The sequence below is a fragment of the Arabiibacter massiliensis genome, from assembly GCF_902386925.1.
Taxonomy (GTDB): Bacteria; Actinomycetota; Coriobacteriia; order Coriobacteriales; family Eggerthellaceae; genus Arabiibacter; species Arabiibacter massiliensis.
In genome coordinates this window covers 1,381,981-1,403,407 of the sequence record NZ_LR698996.1, presented here as the reverse complement: position 1 = coordinate 1,403,407, position 21,427 = coordinate 1,381,981, and the positions used below count along the sequence as shown (strand labels likewise).

The 21,427-nt window shown below is 67.5% G+C and carries 15 protein-coding genes; 9 read left to right on the top strand and 6 right to left on the bottom strand.

Annotated features, from left to right (window positions below):
* A complete protein-coding gene (locus FX134_RS06120; RefSeq protein WP_080799119.1) occupies positions 1 to 441 on the top strand; it encodes a DUF4405 domain-containing protein in 441 nt (146 codons plus the stop codon).
* A complete protein-coding gene (locus FX134_RS06115) occupies positions 434 to 1,036 on the top strand; it encodes a TorD/DmsD family molecular chaperone (RefSeq protein ID WP_080799117.1) in 603 nt (200 codons plus the stop codon). The genes FX134_RS06120 and FX134_RS06115 overlap by 8 nt, the downstream gene beginning before the upstream one ends.
* Positions 1,037 to 1,163: 127 nt before the next feature.
* Here the strand turns inward: FX134_RS06115 and FX134_RS06110 are convergent, their stop codons facing one another.
* Positions 1,164 to 1,985, bottom strand: a complete 822-nt coding sequence (locus FX134_RS06110) for a hypothetical protein (RefSeq protein ID WP_080799114.1) — start codon at positions 1,983 to 1,985, stop codon at positions 1,164 to 1,166.
* Between the two features lie 214 nt (positions 1,986 to 2,199).
* On the opposite strand from FX134_RS06110, the gene FX134_RS06105 reads away from it, so the two are divergent.
* The 6 genes from FX134_RS06105 to glmM all read left to right on the top strand — a co-directional run bounded on the left by FX134_RS06105 (position 2,200) and on the right by glmM (position 13,570).
* The gene (locus FX134_RS06105; protein WP_143412149.1) at positions 2,200 to 2,490 is read left to right on the top strand and encodes a PKD domain-containing protein; all 291 of its coding nucleotides are present in this window, start codon (positions 2,200 to 2,202) and stop codon (positions 2,488 to 2,490) included.
* A complete protein-coding gene (locus FX134_RS06100; protein WP_143412148.1) occupies positions 2,487 to 3,248 on the top strand; it encodes a tyrosine-protein phosphatase in 762 nt (253 codons plus the stop codon). Before FX134_RS06105 ends, FX134_RS06100 begins: the two co-directional genes overlap by 4 nt.
* A gap of 232 nt (positions 3,249 to 3,480) precedes the next feature.
* Positions 3,481 to 7,017 (top strand): DNA-directed RNA polymerase subunit beta, encoded by a 3,537-nt coding sequence (rpoB, locus tag FX134_RS06095; RefSeq protein ID WP_080799111.1) that lies wholly within the window; start codon positions 3,481 to 3,483, stop codon positions 7,015 to 7,017.
* Positions 7,018 to 11,424, top strand: a complete 4,407-nt coding sequence (locus FX134_RS06090; protein ID WP_080799108.1) for a DNA-directed RNA polymerase subunit beta' — start codon at positions 7,018 to 7,020, stop codon at positions 11,422 to 11,424.
* Between the two features lie 321 nt (positions 11,425 to 11,745).
* Positions 11,746 to 12,234, top strand: a complete 489-nt coding sequence (locus FX134_RS06085) for a phosphoribosyl-ATP pyrophosphatase (RefSeq protein ID WP_080799105.1) — start codon at positions 11,746 to 11,748, stop codon at positions 12,232 to 12,234.
* A 1-nt stretch (position 12,235) separates the two neighbouring features.
* Positions 12,236 to 13,570, top strand: coding sequence for a phosphoglucosamine mutase (gene glmM, locus FX134_RS06080; RefSeq protein ID WP_080799102.1), 1,335 nt, complete (start codon positions 12,236 to 12,238; stop codon positions 13,568 to 13,570).
* Between the two features lie 11 nt (positions 13,571 to 13,581).
* Here glmM and FX134_RS06075 read toward each other — a convergent pair whose 3' ends face one another.
* Together FX134_RS06075 and FX134_RS06070 are read right to left on the bottom strand one after the other, a co-directional pair.
* Positions 13,582 to 14,022 (bottom strand): hypothetical protein, encoded by a 441-nt coding sequence (locus tag FX134_RS06075; protein ID WP_080799099.1) that lies wholly within the window; start codon positions 14,020 to 14,022, stop codon positions 13,582 to 13,584.
* A gap of 186 nt (positions 14,023 to 14,208) precedes the next feature.
* Positions 14,209 to 15,819, bottom strand: a complete 1,611-nt coding sequence (locus FX134_RS06070; RefSeq protein WP_080799096.1) for an FAD-dependent oxidoreductase — start codon at positions 15,817 to 15,819, stop codon at positions 14,209 to 14,211.
* 216 nt (positions 15,820 to 16,035) lie between these two features.
* Here FX134_RS06070 and FX134_RS06065 point away from each other — a divergent pair, with 216 nt between their 5' ends.
* Positions 16,036 to 16,797, top strand: coding sequence for an IclR family transcriptional regulator (locus FX134_RS06065; protein ID WP_080799092.1), 762 nt, complete (start codon positions 16,036 to 16,038; stop codon positions 16,795 to 16,797).
* A 127-nt stretch (positions 16,798 to 16,924) separates the two neighbouring features.
* On the opposite strand, the gene nrfD is transcribed toward FX134_RS06065, so the two are convergent.
* From nrfD to FX134_RS06050, 3 genes are read right to left on the bottom strand one after another with little or no spacing between them, the layout of a single operon-like run.
* On the bottom strand, positions 16,925 to 18,178 hold the full coding sequence (nrfD, locus tag FX134_RS06060) for an NrfD/PsrC family molybdoenzyme membrane anchor subunit (RefSeq protein ID WP_080799089.1): 1,254 nt from the start codon (positions 18,176 to 18,178) through the stop codon (positions 16,925 to 16,927).
* On the bottom strand, positions 18,171 to 18,854 hold the full coding sequence (locus tag FX134_RS06055; RefSeq protein WP_080799086.1) for a 4Fe-4S dicluster domain-containing protein: 684 nt from the start codon (positions 18,852 to 18,854) through the stop codon (positions 18,171 to 18,173). The genes nrfD and FX134_RS06055 overlap by 8 nt, the downstream gene beginning before the upstream one ends.
* Positions 18,847 to 21,414 carry a molybdopterin-dependent oxidoreductase gene (locus FX134_RS06050; RefSeq protein WP_080799083.1) on the bottom strand — a complete coding sequence of 856 codons (2,568 nt, stop codon included), beginning with the start codon at positions 21,412 to 21,414 and terminating at the stop codon, positions 18,847 to 18,849. The genes FX134_RS06055 and FX134_RS06050 overlap by 8 nt, the downstream gene beginning before the upstream one ends.
* Positions 21,415 to 21,427: the final 13 nt, after the last annotated feature.

Genomic DNA, 21,427 nt, shown 5'->3' with positions numbered 1-21,427 from the left:
ATGGACAAGAGGAACCTCGCGATCGACCTCGTCGCCCTCGCGGTCTACCTGGTCGTGGCGAACCCCGCTATCACCGGGATCGGCCTTCACGAGTGGCTGGGGCTGGGCGTGCTCGCCGCTTTCTTCGTCCATCTGCTCGTCCATGCGGACTGGTCGGTCGAGGCTTTGCGCGGATCGCTCTCGCGCCCCTCGTGGGGCCGCACGGGCAACCTCGTGCTCGACGTTTTGATCGTCCTCGCCTTCATGGCAACGACGGTGTCCGGTATTATGGTGTCCGGAGCGGTGCTGCCGGCGCTGGGGCTGTACGCGGAGGGCTACCGCTTCTGGGATCCGCTGCACGCGATGAGCGCCAAGGCCCTGCTCGCGCTGCTGCTCGTGCATGTCGTGGTTCACTGGAGGTGGATCGCCGCCTGGTTCAGGAAGGGAAGGGATCATGAGTAAAGACTGGCAGGTGTTGGCCGCTGCCTGGGAGCTGGCCGCCTTCTCCTTCCGCTACCCGGGGGCCGAGCTCGCCGAGGCCGTATCCTCCGGCGAATGGGCCGACGCGGCCCGCGAGATCGCCGGGGCGCTCGGCCTCGCGCTCCCGGAGGGCTTCGGCGCGGACGCCTCCGCCGACGGCCTGCGCCCCGAGGCCACGCGCCTGTTCGTCGGCGCGCCCGAGCCGGCGTGCAGCCCCTACGAGGGCGTGTGGCGCGCGGCCGACGACGGGGTGCAGGCGCTCCTGTTCGTGAACCCGCACTCCATGGCCGTCGAGCGCTTCATGCGCGGGTGCGGCCTGGGGAGGCCCGAGGGCACCAACGAGCCCCTCGACCACGTGGCCACCGAGTGCGAGCTTTTGGAACGCCTCGCCCTTCGCGCGGCCGCCCCCGCCGACGCGGACGCCGATCTCCCCGGAGGCTCGCCCGAGGCCGCCTACGACGCTTTCCTCCAGGAGCACGCCCGCGCCTGGATGCCCCGCTTCGCGTCCGCCGCCGCCGAGTCCCGCCACCCCTTCTACCGCGACGCCGCCGCGTTCCTCGCCGCTCTCGTCGGCTGAAATCGCGCACGAAGGCGCTTTTTGTCCATGTTCCAACAAGCAGCTGACCAGGTGAAACAACCTGTTTCACCTGGTCAGCGGCGTGGACAAAATCGGGCTTCGTGCGCGATTCGCACCCGTGCCTGCGCTAGAACAAGAACGCCCCGTCGACGGTCATGGAGATGCAGTTGCCGTTGGGTTCGCAGATCAGGCGCACGTTCGCGGTGGTCGTGCTGCCGGCGCCGTCGAGGATGCTCACATCGTTGACGTACTCGTAGCCGCCGCCCTCCTGGGGGGTCACGGTCGCGGTCGCGGGATCGACGCTCTGGTACGTGTAGAGCGTGTTGTTGGCGAAGAGCGAGGGGATCTCGGCCTCGAGCGCGGCGATGGCCGTCTTCTGCTCCTCGCTCACCTCGTCCTTCTTCGGCTCCTCGGGCTTGGCGGCCTCGGGCTCCTCGGCGCCCTGCTGCTGCCCGGTCTGGCCGGCCTGCACGGCCGGCAGCGTCAAATCCCACGTGGCCTCGGTGGCGCCGTCGTTCCAGAATAGCCGCTCGGAGCCGTACTGGTCGTCGAACGTGAGCGTGCCCGAGGCGGTTCCGTCGGCCGCCACCTCGATCACGCCACCGTCGAACGACGACTCCGCGGGCGGCATACCGAACGACAGCAGGCAGCCGGTTTCAAGCGTCTGCGGCAGCCCATGGCTCTTCACCTGTAGGTTCACGACCAGCCGGCCGTCCGCGCGCTCGATCGAGGCCACCGTCGCCTCGTAATCGCGCCACACGGCCGTCTCGCCCACGGCGAGCGCCTGCAGCTTGCTCTCGTCGGTGACCGTGTATCCGCCGACAAGGGCCGTGTCGGAATCGATATCGCTCGCGACGCTCGGAACCTCGGGCTCGGAGCCGCATCCGAACAGCGTGCAGGATGCGAACACGGCGCAGGCGGCGGTGGCGAGGGCGATTCTTCTGTTCACGGCGGTCCCTTTCTCGGTTGATCGTGGCAGTGCCGAAGCGCGCGATCGAGCCGCGCGCGTTGTCTGTCGCGGCATATCATACCAGCTCGCCGCGCTTTCGTGCGCTCGTCATCGAAAGCGCACGGCCTCGGTGTCATCTTGGTGCTGACCCTGCGGCATGGCGCGCCGCCGTCGGGTATAATGGGCGCGACGAAGGCGAGCGAAGGGAGGCGGCATGAACGAAAGCGGCGCGCGGCCCGTGTACCGCGTGGGCGAGCCCGTCCCGTTCTCCGGCTACGTCGACGACTTCGACCAGGGCATCGCCGCCATCCAGTTCTCGCTCGACGACGGGGCCACCTGGACCACCTACGAGACGCAAGGAACCGTCACCGATAAGGGCGTGAACTGGCGCTTCGAATACGTGCCCGCGCGTCCCGGCCGCTACTTGCTGAAGGCCCGCGCCCTCGACAAGCAGGGGAGCGCCTCAGCCCTCGTGTCGCGCTTCGCCTTCGAGGTGCTGCCGTGAGCGCCGCCCCCGCGCGGGCCCCCGTGGAGGTGTTCGGTGCCGCGCGCGTGCGCGCCATCGGCGGCGGGCCGCTTGCGGGCGCGCGGCTGTTCCGCTCCTGCGAGCTCGTGGGCATCGGACCCGAGGAGGCGTCCCTCATCGTGGGCGCGCTCGGCGTCCGCTCCATCTACGACATCCGCAACCAGTGGGAGGTGGCCGCGCACGCCGAGCCGTGCCTCATCGGCGCGAAGACGGTCGCGCTCGAGCCCTCCACCGAGCGGCGCAGCAAGGACGCGTCGAAGCGCCTGGTGGCGGGCGTGATCGGCGCGTACGGCGCGCCCGAGGAGCGCATGGCGTCCAACTACCGCCGCTACGTGCGCGAGTACCCGCTCATCGGCGGGGCCCTGCGCGCCATCGCGGCCGAGGGGGTGCCCGCGCTCGTCCACTGCGTGAACGGTAAGGACCGCACCGGCGTGCTCTGCGCCGTGCTGCTGCGCGCCGCGGGAGCGCATCCCGACGACGTCATGGCCGACTACCTGGCCACCAACCTGGTGAACGCGCAGCAGATCGAGCGCGAGGCCGCCGAGCTGGGGGAGGGCATGGACGACGGCGAGCGCGCCATCCTCTTGTCGTTCCTCGAGGCGCGCCCCGCCTACCTGCGCGCGTTCTTCGACGAGGTGGACGACGCCTTCGGCTCCTTCGAGCGCTACGTCTCCGAAGGCCTGCGCCTCGCCCCGGCACAGCGCGCCCGCCTCGCCGCCATGCTCGCCCGCACATGACTCGGCCAGGGGCTAACGGCGCGCCCAACCCCGTCAAGCAACGTTCCGGCCCCGAAAGCGGTCGGCAAAAGCAAATTTCCGCACTCGCATTTCCCCAGCTAGACGGATGAATCAACAGCAAATCACCACAGTTCGTAAAAATTTTCCTTGACAGGGCTTGACGGGCATCGTATTTTAAGCAATTGCGACTTTTTCGCATTTTTGCGGGTGCTCATGAAGGAGGAAAAGCCTCGTGGCTCAAGGAAAAACGACTGATCAGACCAGCCTTTACAGGGATCGCCGCAGCTTCGCGAAGATCCCGGACGTCATGGACGTCCCGAACCTCATCGCCATCCAGACGGATAGCTTCGAGTTCTTCAAGGGCGAGGGCCTGGCGCAAGCGTTCAAGGACATCAGCCCCATCGAGAACAACACGAAAGACATGTGCGTGGAGTTCGGCCGCCACGAGTTCGGCGAGCCGAAGTACACCGTCGACGAGTGCAAGGAGAAGGACGTCTCCTACCAGGCGCCGCTCTTCGTCGAGATCCGCTTCATCAACCGCGAGACCGGCGAGATCAAGGAGCAGGACGTGTTCATGGGCGACTTCCCGCTCATGACGCCCCGCGGCACCTTCATCATCAACGGCACCGAGCGCGTCGTGGTCAGCCAGCTGGTCCGCTCGCCCGGCGTCTACTTCGCCGCCGAGCGCGACAAGGCCTCCGACAAAGTCATCTTCAACTCGAAGGTCATCCCCAGCCGCGGCGCGTGGCTCGAGTTCGAAACCGACAAGCGCGACATCCTGTCCGTGCGCATCGACCGCAAGCGCAAGCAGCCGGCGACGCTGCTCGTGCGCGCCCTCGGCCTTGCCGAGACGCGCGAGGAGATCATCGAGCTCCTCGGCAACTCCGAGATGGTGCTGCGCACGCTCGACCGCGACCCGGCCACCACGAAGGAAGAGTCGCTCATCGAGCTGTACAAGCGCTTCCGTCCCGGCGAGCCGCCCACCATCGACAGCGCCCGCACGCTGCTCGAGGGCCTGTTCTTCAACCCGCAGCGCTACGACCTGGCGAAAGTGGGCCGCTACAAGATCAACAAGAAGCTCGGCTTCGACCCGGACAACGAGTCCTCCACCCTCACCGACGAGGACATCGTGAAGACGATGCAGTACATCGTCGCGCTCCACGAGGGCGAAGAGGGCGTGCAGACCGACGACATCGACCACTTCGGCAACCGCCGCATCCGCACGGTGGGCGAGCTCATCCAGAACCAGTTCCGCATCGGCCTGTCCCGCATGGAGCGCGTCGTGCGCGAGCGCATGAGCATGCAGGAGCCCGACGAGATCACGCCGCAGTCCCTCGTGAACATCCGCCCCATCGTGGCGGCCATCAAGGAGTTCTTCGGAAGCTCGCAGCTCTCCCAGTTCATGGACCAGACGAACCCCGCCGCCGGCATCACGCACAAGCGCCGCCTGTCGGCCCTCGGCCCCGGCGGCCTGTCCCGCGAGCGCGCCGGCTTCGAGGTGCGCGACGTGCACACGTCCCACTACGGCCGCATGTGCCCCATCGAGACGCCTGAAGGCCCGAACATCGGCCTGATCGGGTCGCTCGCCACCTACGGGCGCATCAACCCCTACGGCTTCATCGAGACGCCGTACCGCCGCGTCGTTGACGGCAAGGTCACCGACGAGGTGGACTACCTCACGGCCGACGAGGAGGAGAACTACGTCATCGCCCAGGCGAACGACCTGTTCGACCCCGAGACGCGCCTGTTCGGCACGTTCGACGACGAAGGCGTCTTCCACGAGGCCGCCCGCGTGCTCTGCCGCACGAAGGACGCCAACGGCACCTTCGGCGAGCCCGACGAGCTGCCGCCCACGCAGGTGGACTACATGGACGTGTCGCCGCGCCAGATGGTGTCGGTGGCCACCTCGCTCATCCCGTTCCTCGAGCACGACGACGCGAACCGCGCCCTCATGGGCTCGAACATGCAGCGCCAGGCCGTGCCGCTGCTGCGCCCCAACGCGCCGCTCGTCGGCACCGGCATCGAGCACCGCATCGCCGTGGACTCCGGCGAGATCCTCGTCGCGCAGAACCCGGGCGTCGTGGACTACGTGGACGGCCAGACCATCATCGTGCTCAACGACGACGGCGAGTACGACGAGTACCTCATCCCCAAGTTCCAGCGCTCCAACCAGTCCGGCTGCATCAACCACCGCCCCATCGTGCGCAAGGGCGACGAGGTGCAGAAGGGCGACGTGCTGGCCGACGGCCCCAGCTGCGACGGCGGCGAGCTCGCGCTCGGCCAGAACCTCATGGTGGCCTACATGCCGTGGGAAGGCTACAACTACGAGGACGCCATCATCGTGTCCGAGCGCGTGGTGGCCGAGGACCTGCTCACGTCCATCCACATCTCCGAGTACGAGATCGACGCGCGCGACACCAAGCTCGGCCCTGAGGAGATCACCCGCGAGATCCCCAACATCTCCGACGACATGATCTCGGACCTGGACGCCGACGGCATCATCCGCGTGGGCGCCGAGGTGTTCCCGGGCGACGTGCTGGTGGGCAAGGTCACGCCGAAGGGCGAGACGGAGCTCACGGCTGAGGAGCGCCTGCTGCGCGCCATCTTCGGCGAGAAGGCCCGCGAGGTGCGCGACACCTCCCTCAAGGTGCCCCACGGCTCCGGCGGCCGCGTCATCGGCATGGCCCGCTTCAGCCGCGACGCCGGCGACGAGCTGGCTCCCGGCGTGAACGAGCTCGTGCGCATCTACGTGGCGCAGAAGCGCAAGGTGCAGCAGGGCGACAAGCTGTCCGGCCGCCACGGCAACAAGGGCGTCATCTCCCGCGTGCTGCCGGTGGAGGACATGCCCTACCTCGCCGACGGCACCCCCATCGACGTCATCCTGAACCCGCTGGGCGTTCCCTCCCGAATGAACGTGGGCCAGCTGTTGGAGAACCACCTGGGCTGGGCCGCGAAGTGGGGCTGGGACGACGCCGAGGAGACCACCGAGGTCGTCGAGGGCCCGATGCACGTGGCCACGCCCGTGTTCGACGGCGCCACGGAGCGCGAGATCTCCGACGCCATCGAGAAGGCCAACCGCAACCTCATCAACATCAACCACGCCAAGTACGGCGCCAAGGCGCGCGACGAGTTCGTGCCGCAGCTGTCCCGTACCGGCAAGACCTGGCTCTACGACGGCCGCACGGGCGAGAAGTTCCGCGAGCCCATCACCGTGGGCCAAAGCTACATTCTGAAGCTCGGCCACATGGTGGACGACAAGATCCACGCGCGCTCGACCGGCCCCTACAGCCTCATCACCCAGCAGCCGCTCGGCGGCAAGGCGCAGTTCGGCGGCCAGCGCTTCGGCGAGATGGAGGTGTGGGCGCTCTACGCCTACGGCGCCTCCAACGTGCTGCAGGAGATCCTCACCGTGAAGTCCGACGACACCGCCGGCCGCGTCAAGTCCTACGAGGCCATCGTGAAGGGCGAGAACATCCCGGCCGCCGAGGTGCCCGAGAGCTTCAAGGTGCTCGTGAAGGAAATGAAGTCGCTGTGCCTCAACGTGGAGCTCGAAGGCCACGACCATCAGACGATCGACGTCACGCAGGACATCGATCGCCAGGAGGAAGGCGACCGCGCGCTGTACGAGGCCCTGGCGGCCGACGCGCGCAAGACCGAGGAAGACGACGCGGCGAGCGCTCTGGACAGCATCGCCGCCGAGCTGGGAGAATTGATGGGCGATACCACGAACGAGAAGAACGACCTCATCGGAGAAGGGGAGGAGCTGTAAATGACGACGGAATTCGACGTTACCAATTTCGACGCCCTGCGCATCTCCCTCGCGAACGCCGAGGACGTGCGCGGCTGGTCGCGCGGCGAGGTCAAGAAGCCCGAGACCATCAACTACCGCACGCTCAAGCCCGAGAAGGACGGCCTGTTCTGCGAGAAGATCTTCGGCCCGACGAAGGACTGGGAGTGCGCCTGCGGCAAGTACAAGCGCGTGCGCTTCAAGGGCATCGTGTGCGAGCGCTGCGGCGTGGAGGTCACGCGCTCCAAGGTGCGCCGCGAGCGCATGGGCCACATCGAGCTGGCCGCGCCGGTGAGCCATATCTGGTACTTCAAGGGCTCGCCGAGCCGCCTGGGCTACCTGCTCGACATCGCGCCGAAGGAGCTGGAGAAGGTGCTGTACTTCGCCTCCTCCATCGTGACCTCGGTTGACAAGGAGGGCCGCGAGGAGGACGCCGACGAGCTGCGCGACGAGCTGGCCGCCGACCTCGAGGAGCTGGACGCCGAGCGCGACCGCCTCATCGAGGCCACCCGCAAGCTGTCGGTGGACTACGTGCCCGAGGACGACGACTTCGTCGACGACGTCGACGAGGATGAGCGCATGACGCCCGAGGAGGTGGAGGACGAGGTCGCCGACATCTTCGAGGAGTTCAACGAGCGCAAGGCGCTTCGCCAGGACGCCTTCGAGGCCTTCATGAAGATCGAGCCCAAGCAGCTCGTGCCCGACGAGGCCCTCTACCGCGAGATGCGCCTGAACTACCGCGACTACTTCACCGGCGGCATGGGCGCCGAGAGCGTGCGCGACCTGCTCGACGCCATGGACCTCGAGGCCGTGGCCGAGGAGCTGCGCGACGTCATCGCCAACGGCAAGGGCCAGAAGCGCGCCAAGGCCATCAAGCGCCTCAAGGTGGTCGACGCGTTCCTCAAGTCCACCAACCGGCCGACGGACATGATCCTCGACGTCATCCCGGTCATCCCGCCCGACCTGCGCCCCATGGTGCAGCTCGACGGCGGCCGCTTCGCCACGTCGGACCTGAACGACCTGTACCGCCGCGTCATCAACCGCAACAACCGCCTCAAGCGCCTGCTCGACCTCGGCGCGCCCGAGATCATCGTGAACAACGAGAAGCGCATGCTGCAGGAAGCCGTGGACAGCCTGTTCGACAACGGCCGCCGCGGACGCCCCGTCACGGGCCCCGGCAACCGCCCCTTGAAGTCGCTCTCCGACATGCTCAAGGGCAAGCAGGGCCGCTTCCGCCAGAACCTGCTCGGCAAGCGCGTGGACTACTCTGGCCGCTCGGTCATCGTGGTGGGCCCGCAGCTGAAGCTGCACCAGTGCGGCCTGCCTTCGCAGATGGCGCTCGAGCTGTTCAAGCCCTTCGTCATGAAGCGCCTGGTGGAGCTTGAGTACGCCGCCAACATCAAGGCCGCCAAGCGCGCGGTCGACCGCGGCGCGAGCTACGTGTGGGACGTGCTGGAAGAGGTCATCACCGAGCATCCGGTGCTGCTGAACCGCGCGCCAACCCTGCACCGCCTGGGCATCCAGGCCTTCGAGCCGGTGCTCGTCGAGGGCAAGGCCATCAAGCTGCACCCGCTGGTGTGCACCGCGTTCAACGCCGACTTCGACGGCGACCAGATGGCCGTGCACGTGCCGCTGGGCGCCGAGGCGCAGGCCGAGGCCCGCGTGCTCATGCTGTCGGCCAACAACATCAAGTCGCCGGCCCACGGCCGCCCGCTCACCGTGCCCACGCAGGACATGATCATCGGCCTGTACTACCTCACCGCGGCCCGCGAAGGCTTCGAGGGCGAGGGCCGCGCGTTCATCGACTTCGATGACGCCATGAACGCCTACGACGCGCGCGCCGAGCTGGACCTCCAGGCCAAGATCTGGGTGCGCCTCTCCAAGGACACGCAGGTGGCCACCGCCTTCGGCACGTTCGAAGACCACAAGGCGGGGACACGCATCGAGACCACCATCGGCCGCATCACGTTCAACAAGGTGCTGCCCGAGGACTATCCGTACCTCAACTACGAGATGAACAAGAAGGAGATCAGCCGCCTGGTGGAGGACGTATGCAACCGCTACGAGCTCTCCGACGTGCCGGCCATCCTCGACGGCCTCAAGGACGCGGGCTTCCACTACGCCACGCGCGCCGGCGTCACGGTTTCCGTGTACGACGCCACCGTGCCGCCGAACAAGGGTGAGATCCTGGCCGAAGCGGATGCGAAGGTGGCCGCCATCGACGAGGACTACGAGATGGGCCTCATGAGCCAGGACGAGCGCCACAAGCAGGTCGTCGACATCTGGAACGACGCCAACGAGGCGGTCGGCGACGCCATGGCCGAGAACTTCGACAAGTTCAACCCCATCTACATGATGGCGTTCTCCGGCGCTCGAGGCAACATCAAGCAGATCCGCCAGCTGGCGGGTATGCGCGGCCTCATGTCCGACCCGAAGGGCGAGATCATCGACCGACCCATCAAGGCGAACTTCCGCGAGGGCCTGTCGGTACTGGAATACTTCATCTCCACGCACGGCGCCCGTAAGGGCCTCGCCGACACCGCGCTGCGTACCGCCGACTCGGGGTATCTGACCCGCCGACTGGTGGACGTGGCCCAGGACGTCATCATCCGCGAGATCGACTGCGGCACCGACGACGGCGTGCCCTACCCGCTGCACAACGAGAAGGGCGAGCTGGACGAGAACCTCATCGGCCGCTGCCTGCTCGAGGACGCCAAGGGCGCCGATGGCGGCGTGGTGCTCGCGGGCGGCGAGTACGTCGAGCGCATGGACCAGCTTGCCGCCATGGAGGCCGCCGGCATCGACGAGGTGGTCATCCGCACCGTCATGACCTGCCATGCCGACCACGGCGTGTGCCAGAAGTGCTATGGCTGGGATCTGGCCACCTCCCGTCCGGTGAACATCGGCACGGCGGTGGGCATCATCGCCGCCCAGTCCATCGGCGAGCCGGGCACCCAGCTCACCATGCGTACGTTCCACACCGGCGGCGTGGCCGGCGAGGACATCACCCACGGCCTGCCCCGTGTCCAGGAGCTCTTCGAGGCGCGCAAGCCCAAGGGCCTCGCGGTGCTCGCGGAGATCTCCGGCACGCTGCAGATCGCGGGCGACAAGCAGTCCAAGACCATCACCATCCACGACCAGCAGGGCAACTTCCGCGAGTACACGGTGAGCGCCCGCGCCCAGATGCTGCCGGGCGTCGTGGACGGCTGCGAGGTGCACGTGGGCCAGCAGCTCACCAAGGGCTCCGTGAACCCGCACGACCTGCTACGCCTCACCGACCCGAACACGACGCTGCGCTATATCGTGAGCCAGGTCCAGGGCGTGTACGTGAGCCAGGGCGTGGACATCAACGACAAGCACATCGAGGTCATCGCGCGCCAGATGCTGCGCAAGGTGGCCGTGATGGACTCCGGCGAGTCCGACTACCTGCCGGGCCGCCAGGTGAACCGCTTCGAGTTCGAGAAGGCCGCCAACGCCCTCATCGCCGAGGGCAAGGAGCCGCCCGTGGGCCAGCCGCTGCTGCTCGGCATCACCAAGGCGTCGCTCGCCACGGATTCGTTCCTGTCGGCAGCCTCCTTCCAGGAGACGACGAAGGTGCTCACCGACGCCGCCATCGAGGGCAAGATCGACCACTTGGCCGGCCTCAAGGAGAACGTCATCATCGGCAAGCCCATCCCGGCGGGCACGGGCCTTCCGCGCTACCGCGAGGTGGGACTCACCTACAAGGGCCGCCCCGTGGCCGGCGTGCAGGGCGAGACGCTGCCCGACTTCGCCCCCGAGGCGCTCCGCGAGATCGAGGAGCTGCTGCCCCAGCCGCAGGACTGGTCGCTCGACGGCGACGGCTACCTCAACATGGGCACGAATTACGGCAGCTACTACAGCGGGCTGTCGCTCGGGCACCGCGGCCCGCAGCTCTCCGACGAGGACGCGCGCCTGTACATCTACGATGACCTGGGCGTGTCGCAGCGCTGGGCCAACAAGTTCTCCGAGGCGGGCATCGAGACGGTGGCCGACCTCGTGGGACACACCGAGGAGGACCTGCTGCGCATCGAGGGCATCGGCGTGAAGGCTATCGAGGAGCTGAAGGAGGGCCTCGAGGAGCGTGGGCTCACCCACGTGATCGAGGACGACCTCGCGGCCACGAGCGACGACATGTCGCAGCTGCTCGACATGGTGTTCTCGCCCGATGACACCATCCTCATCGGCGGCGACGAGCCCCCGACCTTCAACACGGAGGGTGAGGACATGCTGGGCGAAGCCCTGCCGCCGCGCTCCTACCAGCGCAACCTCGAGGAGCTGGATGCTCTGCTGGGTTCCGTAGGGTCGCTCGGCTTCGGCCTGACCACCAAGGAGTCCGAGGAAGCGTCCAACGCGGACGACGAGGAATAACGGGAACTTGGGGGCGCGCTCAGGCGCGCCCCTTCCTGTTGGGGCTTGCGTGGCCGGAGTTCGCCGGGCAGCGCCCAGTCGCTCAGACAGTCCTCGCTTCGCACGGGTGCGGCGCCGCGAAGCGAAGCGGAGCAAGTCCCCGAAGGGGAAACTCGCTTGGTGGACGCTGCCCGGCGAACTCCTTCGCGAGTCTCCCTTTGTCATCCTGAGCGAGCGGAGCGAGTCGAAGGATCCCGTGCGGCGCCAGCGAACGCGGCCCCAACCTGCAAGAGGCGGTCAGACCGGCTTTCGCTGAATCGGGTTCAACTTGGAAGGATTATCGTGTCTCGGAAAACCTACATCCCCGCCGGCGAGGAGGCTCCTGCTTCGCAGATCGGCTCCACGCTCGAGGCGCTCGCCTCCACCATCGCGGCGCGGTGGGACGCGGGCGAGGAAAGCTACACGCATCGGCTGCTCACGGGCTCGCCGGACGCGGTGCTGAAGAAGGTCATGGAGGAGGCGGGCGAGGCGGCGCTCGCGGCGAAGGACGTCGAGTCTTGGGCCACCTCCTCGCTGGCAGCGGCGCTTGCGGCGGCGGGCGACGTGGAGGCCGACGAGCTGGCTGTGGAGCTGCCGCCCGAGTACGACGCGGCGGTGGACCACCTGCGCTATGAGGCGGCCGACGTGGTGTACCACCTGCTGGTGGCGCTCGAGCGCTACGGCATCGGCCTCGACGAGTTCGCCGCCGAGCTCAACGACCGCATGACGGAGGCGGAGCGCCCCGAGGGCGCCGTCCGCCTGCACGAAGATCACGTGAAACGGGGGAAATGACATGGCACGACTTTTCGGAACCGACGGCGTCCGCGGCGTGGCCAACACGCAGCTCACCTGCGACCTCGCCTTCAAACTGGGGCAGGCCGCTGTGGCTTTCCAGGGAAAAACCATCCTCATCGGCAAGGACACGCGCCTCTCGGGCGACATGCTGGAGTCGGCCGTGGCGGCCGGCATCATGTCGATGGGCGGCACGGCGCTTTTGGCCGGCATCATCCCGACGCCCGCCATCGCGCTTCTGGTGCGCGAGCTGCATTGCGACGGGGGCATCGTGATCTCCGCGTCGCACAACCCGCCGGAGTACAACGGCATCAAGCTGTTCGACAGCCAGGGCTTCAAGCTGCCTGACGCGGTGGAGGACGAGATCGAAGCCTTCGTGGCGCGCGGCGGCGCGGCGGCCGACGAGCTGCCGGCGGGCGATGCGGTGGGCGTGGCGCTGCCGGTGGAGGATGCCTGCGAGCTCTACGTCGCGCACGCCGTGTCCACGGTGGCGAACGAGGGCATCGACTTCGCGGGCCTCAAGGTGGCGCTCGACGTGGGCCACGGCGCCTCGTGCATGACGAGCCCCGAGGCGCTGCGCCGGCTGGGCGCGGAGGTGCACGTCATCAACGAGGAGTTCGACGGCACCGACATCAACGTGAAGTGCGGCTCCACGCATCTTGAGCCGCTGCGCGAGCTGGTGGCGAAGACGGGCGCGGATGTCGGCATCGCGCACGACGGCGACGCCGACCGCGTCATGCTCATGGACGCCGCAGGCAACGAGATCGACGGCGACGTGGTGGAGGCCGTGTGCGCCATCGACCTCAAACAGCGCGGCCTCCTGGCCGGCAACACCGCCGTGTCCACGGTGATGTGCAACCTGGGGCTTACCCATGCGATGCGCGACGCGGGCATCGAGCTCATCCAGACGAAGGTGGGCGACCGCTACGTGCTGGAGGCCATGCGCGCGGGCGGCTTCATCGTGGGCGGCGAGCAGAGCGGCCATATGATCTTCCTTGAGCACAACTCCACGGGAGACGGCCTGGTCACGGCCTTGCAGTTCCTGGCCGCGTGCAAGCGCGCCGGCAAGTCCATCCAGGAGGCGGCGTCGGTGATGACGCGCTTCCCGCAGACGCTCATCAACGTGCAGGTGAACGACAAGCACGCCGTGGACGGCAACGCCGCCGTGCAGGCCGCCGTGGCCGCCGCCGAGGCCGAGCTGGGCGATTCCGGCCGCGTGCTTTTGCGCCCCTCCGGCACCGAGCCGGTTGTGCGCGTCATGGTGGAGGCCGCGAGCGCCGAGGAGGCCGAGCGCCACGCCAAGGCTATCGCCGAGGTGGTGGAGCGCGAGGTGTAGCGCGCGGATTTCTAACGAGCGGTTTGGGGAGCGGCCTCGATGCCTTGCGGCAGCGGGGCCGTTTTCGTCTGCGCGCGGGCGTCGCGCTGCATGTGGCGGAAGTTCCAGAACGTCACGGCGAAGCAGATGAGCGCGTACACGAGCGTGATCGAGGCCTTCGCGTCGCCCCACGGCGGCAGAAGCGACGCCTTGCTGGCGAACGTGTAGAGCATGATCAGCAGAAACGGCAGCAGCAAGGCGTATTCCGTCTTGAAGTAGCCCGTGAGGTCGAAGCCTTGCCCGCGCAGAAGGCGCTTGCTGACTACGAACAGGGCGATGCCGCCGTGCATGGCCACGAGCGCCATGAAGAACCAGGGCTTGTCGAGGAACTGCATGGCCGTGATGCAGCCGAACGTGACGACGGCCGCCGCGAAGAACAGGGCGAGGCCTCGGCTCGGGTTCCGCTCGGTCATGGGACGTCTCCTTCTCGCAGCTCAACGTGTCGCGTCCCGCCATGATACGAGGTTTTCGCCCGCTTGCGCCCGGGAGAGCCGAAAATCGCGGGACAATTACCCCCGTCCCTTTGCCTCACCGAGGGCGCGCATGAAAAAAGCCCGGCCGGCGAGGAGGGGCGCCGGCCGGGCTGTGGGGAAAGGGTGCTATGCGGCGGTCGCGGCCGACTTGCCGGCGATGCGGCCCCAGTTGAGAGCGCCCTGCAGGCAGGTGCCGCTTCCGGGATAGTAGGGCCCGATCCAGCCGGCGGTGTTCACGCCCGCGCCGAAGAGGTGCGGGATGGGGTTGCCCTCGGTGTCCAAGATGGCGGCGTCGGTGTCGATGAGCAGCCCGCCGATGGAGCCGATGTTGGTGTTCTGCGTCTTCCAGGCGAAGAAGGGGGCCTCGTCGAGCGGGGTCAGCTGCACGACGCGGCCGTATGCGGCGTCCGCGCCGGCCGCGCAGGCGGCGTTCCAGGCATCCACCGTGGCCTTGAGGTTGCCGGCGTCCATGCCGAGCGCCTCGGCCAGGGCCTCCACCGAGTCGGCCTGCACCATGCTGCCGTCGGCCAGAGCGGCCTCGCGGGCCTTCGCGCCGCCTTCGGCGTTGTCCGACCAGGCGCACTTCGCGTCGGAACTCACCATCTTGTTGTCCATGAGCATGTACGTGGCGCCCTCGAAGCCGCCCTGCGCCATGGCCGCGTTGAACATGGCGCGGCAATGGAACGCGTAGGTGGTGTCCTCGCGCACGAAGCGGTTGCCGCGCTGGTCGATGAGGATGTAGGGGATCTCCGGGTTCTGGTTGTTCGTGTAGCTCCACGTCTGCAGGATGAGGTCGACCGCGCCGTGGAAGGCCGAGTCGGCGCCATGCGCCATGCCGATGCGGATGCCGTCGCCCGTGTCGGTGGCCGCCGTGGCCACAGCCTGGGTCTTGAGGTCCCAGTAATGCTGCTGGTCGTACTTGAACGCCATGTCCTCGTTGTGGTCGATGGACGCCATGGCCAGCACCACGCCTTTGTTCGCCTTGTAGTTCTTGCCGTCGGCGCAAGCCACGCCCACCACGGTGCCGGAGTCGTCCTGGTAGATGTCGGTGACCTCCACCTTCGTCTCGATCTCGCCGCCCTTCTCCTCGACGGCCTTCTGGGCGTTGGTGGTCCACACGGCGCCGCCCGTCTTCTTGGGGTCGGCCGCGTCGGCGATGAGGTGGATGCGGTCGCGCATGTATTCGTCGGGCATGTACGGCGTGGGATAGCAGCCGAACACGTTGGCGAACGTGATGCCGAAGCTGTCGGCCATCCACTGCAGGTTGTCGGCCGCGTTGTCGGCCATGCACTTGACCAGCTCCTCCTTCACGAGGCCCTCGGCGTCGGTCATCCAGAACTTCGCGTGCAGGTCGGCCGAGTCGTCGGTGACGCCCGCTATCTCCTTCTGCCACGTCGTTCCGGACGCCTGTACCGCGCCCTCGGCGAGCGCCGTCGTGCCGCCGCAAGCCGGGGCCTTCTCCAGCACGAGCACCTTCGCCGCGCCGTTTTCGAGCGCCGAGTACGCCGCGGTGAGGCCGCTGCCGCCGCCTCCGCACACGATGACGTCGTACTCGCCGTCCCACTGCACGTCAGCCGCGTTGCCGCCCGCCGCCGCGCCGGCGTCCGCGTTCGCCTCGCCGTCCGCCTGCTTCGGCGCGCAGCCGACCAGGCTTCCCGCCGCCAGCGCGCCCAGTCCGAGCGCTGCCCCCTCGAGGAAGCTCCTGCGCGACAGCCCCTGCGTTCCGTTTGCCTTCATGATGGCCCCTTCCTTCGTGCCTCGTTTCCCTTACGCCCCGGATTATAGGAACCGTCCGAGCGCCCCTCAACGGCCTGAAACCGCTCTGCGGAACCCCTGTTCCACGATGCGGAACGGCACGCTCGGCGAGGACCTGCGGCGTTTCGCCTTTGTTTCGCGCTGATCCATGCCGTATACTGTCGCCGACAGGGAATCCGCGCGGCGAAAGGGGAGGCCATGGCGGAACAGGGCGTGCAGGTGCTCGATCGCGCGTTCGACATCTTGGAGGAGCTGGCTCGCGCGCAAGGCCCGTGCGGGCTGAGCGAGCTTGCCCAGGCCACGGGCATGAGCAAGTCGACGGTGCACCGCATCGTGGCCACCATGCTGGGGCGCGGCTACGTGGAGAAGACGCTGGAGGGCCGCTACACCATCGGCCCGAAGATGTTCCACACGCTGGGCTACCACATCAACTCGCTCGAGCTGCAAACCGAGGCCAAGCCGTACCTCGAGACGCTCAAGCGCGTGCTGGGGCTCACGTCCCACCTGGGCATCCTCGACGGCGCGTACGTGTCCTACATCGAGAAGGAGGGCACGGGCTGGGGCGACGAGGCCTACACCGAGGTGGGCTACCGCTCGCCGGCCTACTGCTCGTCGATGGGGAAGTGCCTGCTCGCGTGCCTGTCGCGCGCCGAGCTGGAGGAGGCGCTCTACGGCTTCGAGTTCGAGGCCCACACGCCCAACACGTTCACGAGCCGGACCGCCTTCGTGAAGTACCTCCACCAGGTGCGTGCGCAGGGTTGGGCCATGGACGACGAGGAGTACGAGCTGGGCCACCGCTGCGTGGCGGCGCCCGTGTTCAACTACCGCGGCGACGCCATCGCGGCGGTAGGCGTGAGCGGCACGCCCGAGAGCATCCCCGACGAAGAGGTCGAGCGCATCGCGCAGCAGGTGAAGCTGGCCGCGAGCCGCCTCTCCGAGCGCATGGGCTACGTGGAGTAGGCCCTCGACCGGGCCGACCCCGCCACAGGGAGGATGGCGGGGTCGGAAAGAGAACAGGCGCGGCTTCGAGAAGGGGGAGTTCCAGGGGAGGAGGAGGGGAGGCCGGCCGTTCGAAGGAAGGGCGTGGTTACGAGCGGTACTCGTCGGCGAGGAACTTGAAGAACGCGATGCCGCCGCCCACGATGAGCAGCGCAAGCCCCACGGGCAGCGCGAACACGCCCCACTCCACCGCCGTGGGCACGTAGGCGAACGACGAGACGAACGTGCTGGCCGCATGGCCCACGCCCGCCGACACGGGGTAGCCCCACAGCTCGCTTGAGCCGATGGCCTGCAGCTCCAGGGGAACGACGTTGAATCCGGGGTACAGAAGCATCATGCGGTGCACGAACGCGCCCGCGATGACGAACGCCGAGCCCGCGTACAGCAGCGTCGGGCTCTTTTGCACGCGGCGCAGGAAGAAGGCGACCATGGCGATGGCCGGCAGCACGATTTCCACGGCGTAGAGCGCGCCGTACTGGCCGAACACCACGTGCAGCACCTCCTGGGAGGAAAGCGAGTTCTCCCAAGCCAGCAGCACCAGCTCCATCGCCGTGAAGAAGAAGTGCACCACAAGCGACCCCGCCGTGATCTTCGCCATGACGGCGAAGGCCCGTCTGTGGCGCGCAAACCCGCGACGGCCAACCACAATCATGCAGATGACCAGCACGAGCGCCGTGCCGGAGGCCACGGCCATGGCCACGAAGTCGGGCGGCAGGATGGCCGAGTGCCACCAGTGGCGCGAGGCTTGCGTGGCGAAGATGAGCGCGGTCACCGTGTGGATGAGCACCGCGAAGGGCAGGCCCACGATGCCCACGCGCTTCGACCATTTCTGCGAGAAGGCGGCCACGGCTTCGGCGCTTTTGGAGCGCGTCCAGGCGGCCAGGAAGAAGCCGGAGCGCTTCCATTCGGGCAGCATCTGGAAGTACACGCTTAAAAACGTGATGATCATGTAGCAGGTGATCACGCACACGTCCCACAGAAGCGGCGAGGTGAGGTTGGGGTGCAGAAACATGTTGAGAATGTTCGTGATCTTACCCAGGTCCAGCAGCACCATCGTGCCGGCAGCCACCACGCAGCCGAACGCGGAGAGCGAGGCGATGCGGGCGAAGGGCTTGAGGTCCTTGATGTCGAACACGTACACCGACGACGACACTATCATGCCGCCGGCCGCCACGCCCACGAAGAAGGCGAACGCGGCGATGTAGAGGCCCCACGAGAACGGGTTGGACATGCCGGTGACGCCCAAGCCGTTGGCGAACTGGAAGCCCCAGCACGCCAGACCCACGCCGATGAGCGCGAGCGCTGCGAGTGACAGGCCGATGCGGCCCTTAGTTTCAAGCATCCTGCACCACCTTCGAAGCCGTGACGTAATACACCTTGGGACGCGTGCCGTACTCCTCCTTCAAGCGAATGGCCTGCTTGGACGCGAGGGCGCGCGCAGGCTTGCTTTCGGGGTCGTCCAAATCGCCGAACAGGCGGGCCTGCTGCGGGCATGCGCGCACGCAGGTGGGCTCGATGCCCTGGGCGGTGTACTGCGCGCAGAACGTGCACTTCTCGGTGACGCCCACGGGGCGGTGCTGCGTGTACACGAGCCGGCCGTCCTCGCGCGTCTCGCCCGGATAGCCGTAGTCGGTATCGACGGCCTCCTCCTTGAGGGCGCGCGGGTCCTTCCAGTTGAACTGCCGCACGCCGTAGGGGCAGGCGGCAAAGCAGTAGCGGCAGCCGATGCAACGCTCGAAGTCGATGAGCACGGTGCCGTCTTCGGTGGAGTACGTGGCGCCGGTGGGGCACACCTTCTCGCACGCGGGGTTCTCGCAGTGCTGGCACGACAGCGGCAGAAAGTCCATCCGCAGCGCGCCTCCTGGCTCTCCAACGGCGGTCTGGTGGACCTCGGCCCCTAAGGTGGCCACGCGGTTCCACCACATGGTCGGCGGCAGCGCGTTGTGCACCTTGCAGGAAACGGCGCAGGTCTGGCACCCGATGCAGGCGTCCAGGTCGATGACCATGCCCTTACGCATTCTGATCGCCCGCCTTTCTCACGTCGACGAGGCACTCGTTCCAACAGGTGTTGGGCGACCACATCTGCGGCACGAAGTACACCTCGTGGGTTGGCTTGATATGGGGATACACGAGTGAGTTGTAGGATTGCCCCGCCGTGTAGCGGCTCCACCAGCCCTCCTCGAAGACAAGGCAGTCGTCGCGGATGCCGGGGTCCACCGCCACCCAGCCGGTGAGCGTGCCGCGGTTGTTGAACACCTCCACCTTGTCGCCGGTGGCCAGCCCGCGCGCCTCGGCGGTTGCGGGGCTCACGTAGGCCTTCGGCTTCGTATCCTGCAGCTCGTTGAGCATGAAGTTGTTCGCGTGCGTCGAATGCACTCGGTGGATGGAGTTGCGGGTGAGCATGGCCAGGGGATAGCGGCCCTCGATGGAGGGGTCCACGGCGTATTCCGATTCGACGAAGGGCGGCTTGTGCACGGGCAGCGTCTCGCCCAAATCGATGAAGGCCTGCTCGTCTTTGTAGAACTCGATGCGCCCGCTCTTCACGAACGCCCCGGTGGTCTCTATCTTCTCGGGGTAGCTCACGGGCGGGAACGGCCGGTAGTCGTGAATCTGCTCGTAGAACGGGATGCGCTTGCGCCCCGGGTGGCCGTGCTTGAGCTTCTGCGGGCCCTGGCGCAAATCGGCGAACGTGATGCCCTCCGCCTCGCCGCCGGCCGCTTCCAGCATGGCGTCGATGATGGTGGCGCTGGCCTCTTCCACGTCCAGTTCGGGGTAGAACGCTGCCTCGAAGGAGGGGTCGTAGCGCTTGGCCAGCTCGCGCATGATCCAGAGCTCGGGCTTGCAGTCGCCCACCGGCGGGATGGCCGGCTGCTGCAGCTGCATGTACTGGTGCACGGGCGTAGTGACGAGCTCCGTCTTCTCGTACCAGGTGACGCCGGGCAGCAGGATGTCGCTGTACAGGCTGGAGGTGGTCTTTTGGAAGTCGAGGTTGATGACGAGCTCTATCTCGCCGTCCTCCACCTTCTGGCGCAGCTGGTTGTTGAGGTTGTGCTGGTCGAAGGGGTTGCAGCAGTAGATGATCCACGCCTTGATGCCGTTTTCGGGGTAGGGGGCGCACATGGTGTCGGTGGGGCCGTGCACGAGGTACTCGAAGGGCACGTAGTTCGGCTTCTTGCCGTTTGGCACCCACCAGGCGGCCGGGCTGAAGCGCAGGCGGTACTGGCCCGCGTAGGTGGAGAAGCCGCCGCCGTCGATGCCGATGTTGCCGGTTATCACGGGCAGGAGGCTGAGCGCGCGCCCCTTGAGGTCGCCGTGGTACCACTGGTAGTTCGACGCGCCGTAGATGACGTGGAGGGGCTTGGCCGCGGCTATCTCGTCGGCGATGCGCACGAGGTCGGCGGCCGGCATGTCGCTCATCTGCTCCACCTGCTCGGGCGTGTAGTCCTCCAGCTCCTCCCGCAGAAGCGTGAACGCCGTCTTGGCGCGCGCGGTGGAGCCGTCCTTCAGCGGCACGTCGAAGGCGCCTTCCAGCTGTATGCCGGGGAGGGGCGCGAGCGTCGAGGGGTCGGTCGCCGCAAGGCCGCCCTCCGCCATCGCGACGTAGGACTCGCGAAAGCCCGGCATGTTGGCGGGGGCGTCAAGCCCGGCCACGTCGCGCGCGAGCAGCTTCTTGCCGGTGGCCGTGTTCACGAGCAGCGGCAGGTCGGTGTAGGTGGCGATGAACGTTTCGTCGTGGTTGCCCTCGTCGATGATGCGCTTGCACATGCCCAGCGCCACCGCCGCGTCGCTGGAGGGCTTCGTCGAGAACCACTCATGCGCCTTCGCGGCCGTGGGGCTGAAGTTGGGGTCGAACACGACGATTTTCGCGCCGCGGTCGCGCCCTTCGGTGAGGAAGTGGGCGTCGGGGATGCGCGTGGCCATGAGGTTCGAGCCGAACACGAGCGTGTAGTTCGAATCCTCCCAGCAGTAGCTCTCAAGCTCCTCGCTCTGCACGCCGAAGGTCATGGGGGCCGACATGGGCAAATCGCCGTTCATGTCGTAGCCGCCGTGCATCGACCAGCCGGCCAGCGCCGCCAGGCGCACCACCGCGCCCTTGTGCACGTGTCCGGTGGCGGCCACCTGGATGATGGTGCCGATGGATTCCGGTCCGTACTTGTCGGCGATGGCGCGCAGCTGAGAGGCGGCTTCGTCAAGCGCCTCGTCCCAGCTGACGTCGCGGAACTCGTCGGTGCCGGGCGCGCCGGTGCGGATCTGCGGGCCCTTCATGCGGTCCTTGCCATGCACGAGGTTCAGCATGGAGAGGCCCTTCAGGCATCCGCGGGGGTTGAGCTCTTCCTCGGGGTAGTCGGCGGCTTGGATGATGGTCTTGATCTCGCCGTCTTTCGCCGCGGCGATCAAGCCGCAGCCGCCCGTGCAGTTCGGGCTGCAGGTGCTGCGCGTCAGCGTCAGCCCCGCGTCCGCCGCCGCCTCGGCGCTTGCCTGGTCGAAGCCGATTGCAGCGGATCCCCCTGCTGCAATCACGCCCGCGCCGGCCAGGCAGGTGCCGAGGAAGCCACGTCGTGTGACCTCGGTTTTCATATGGTCTCCTTCT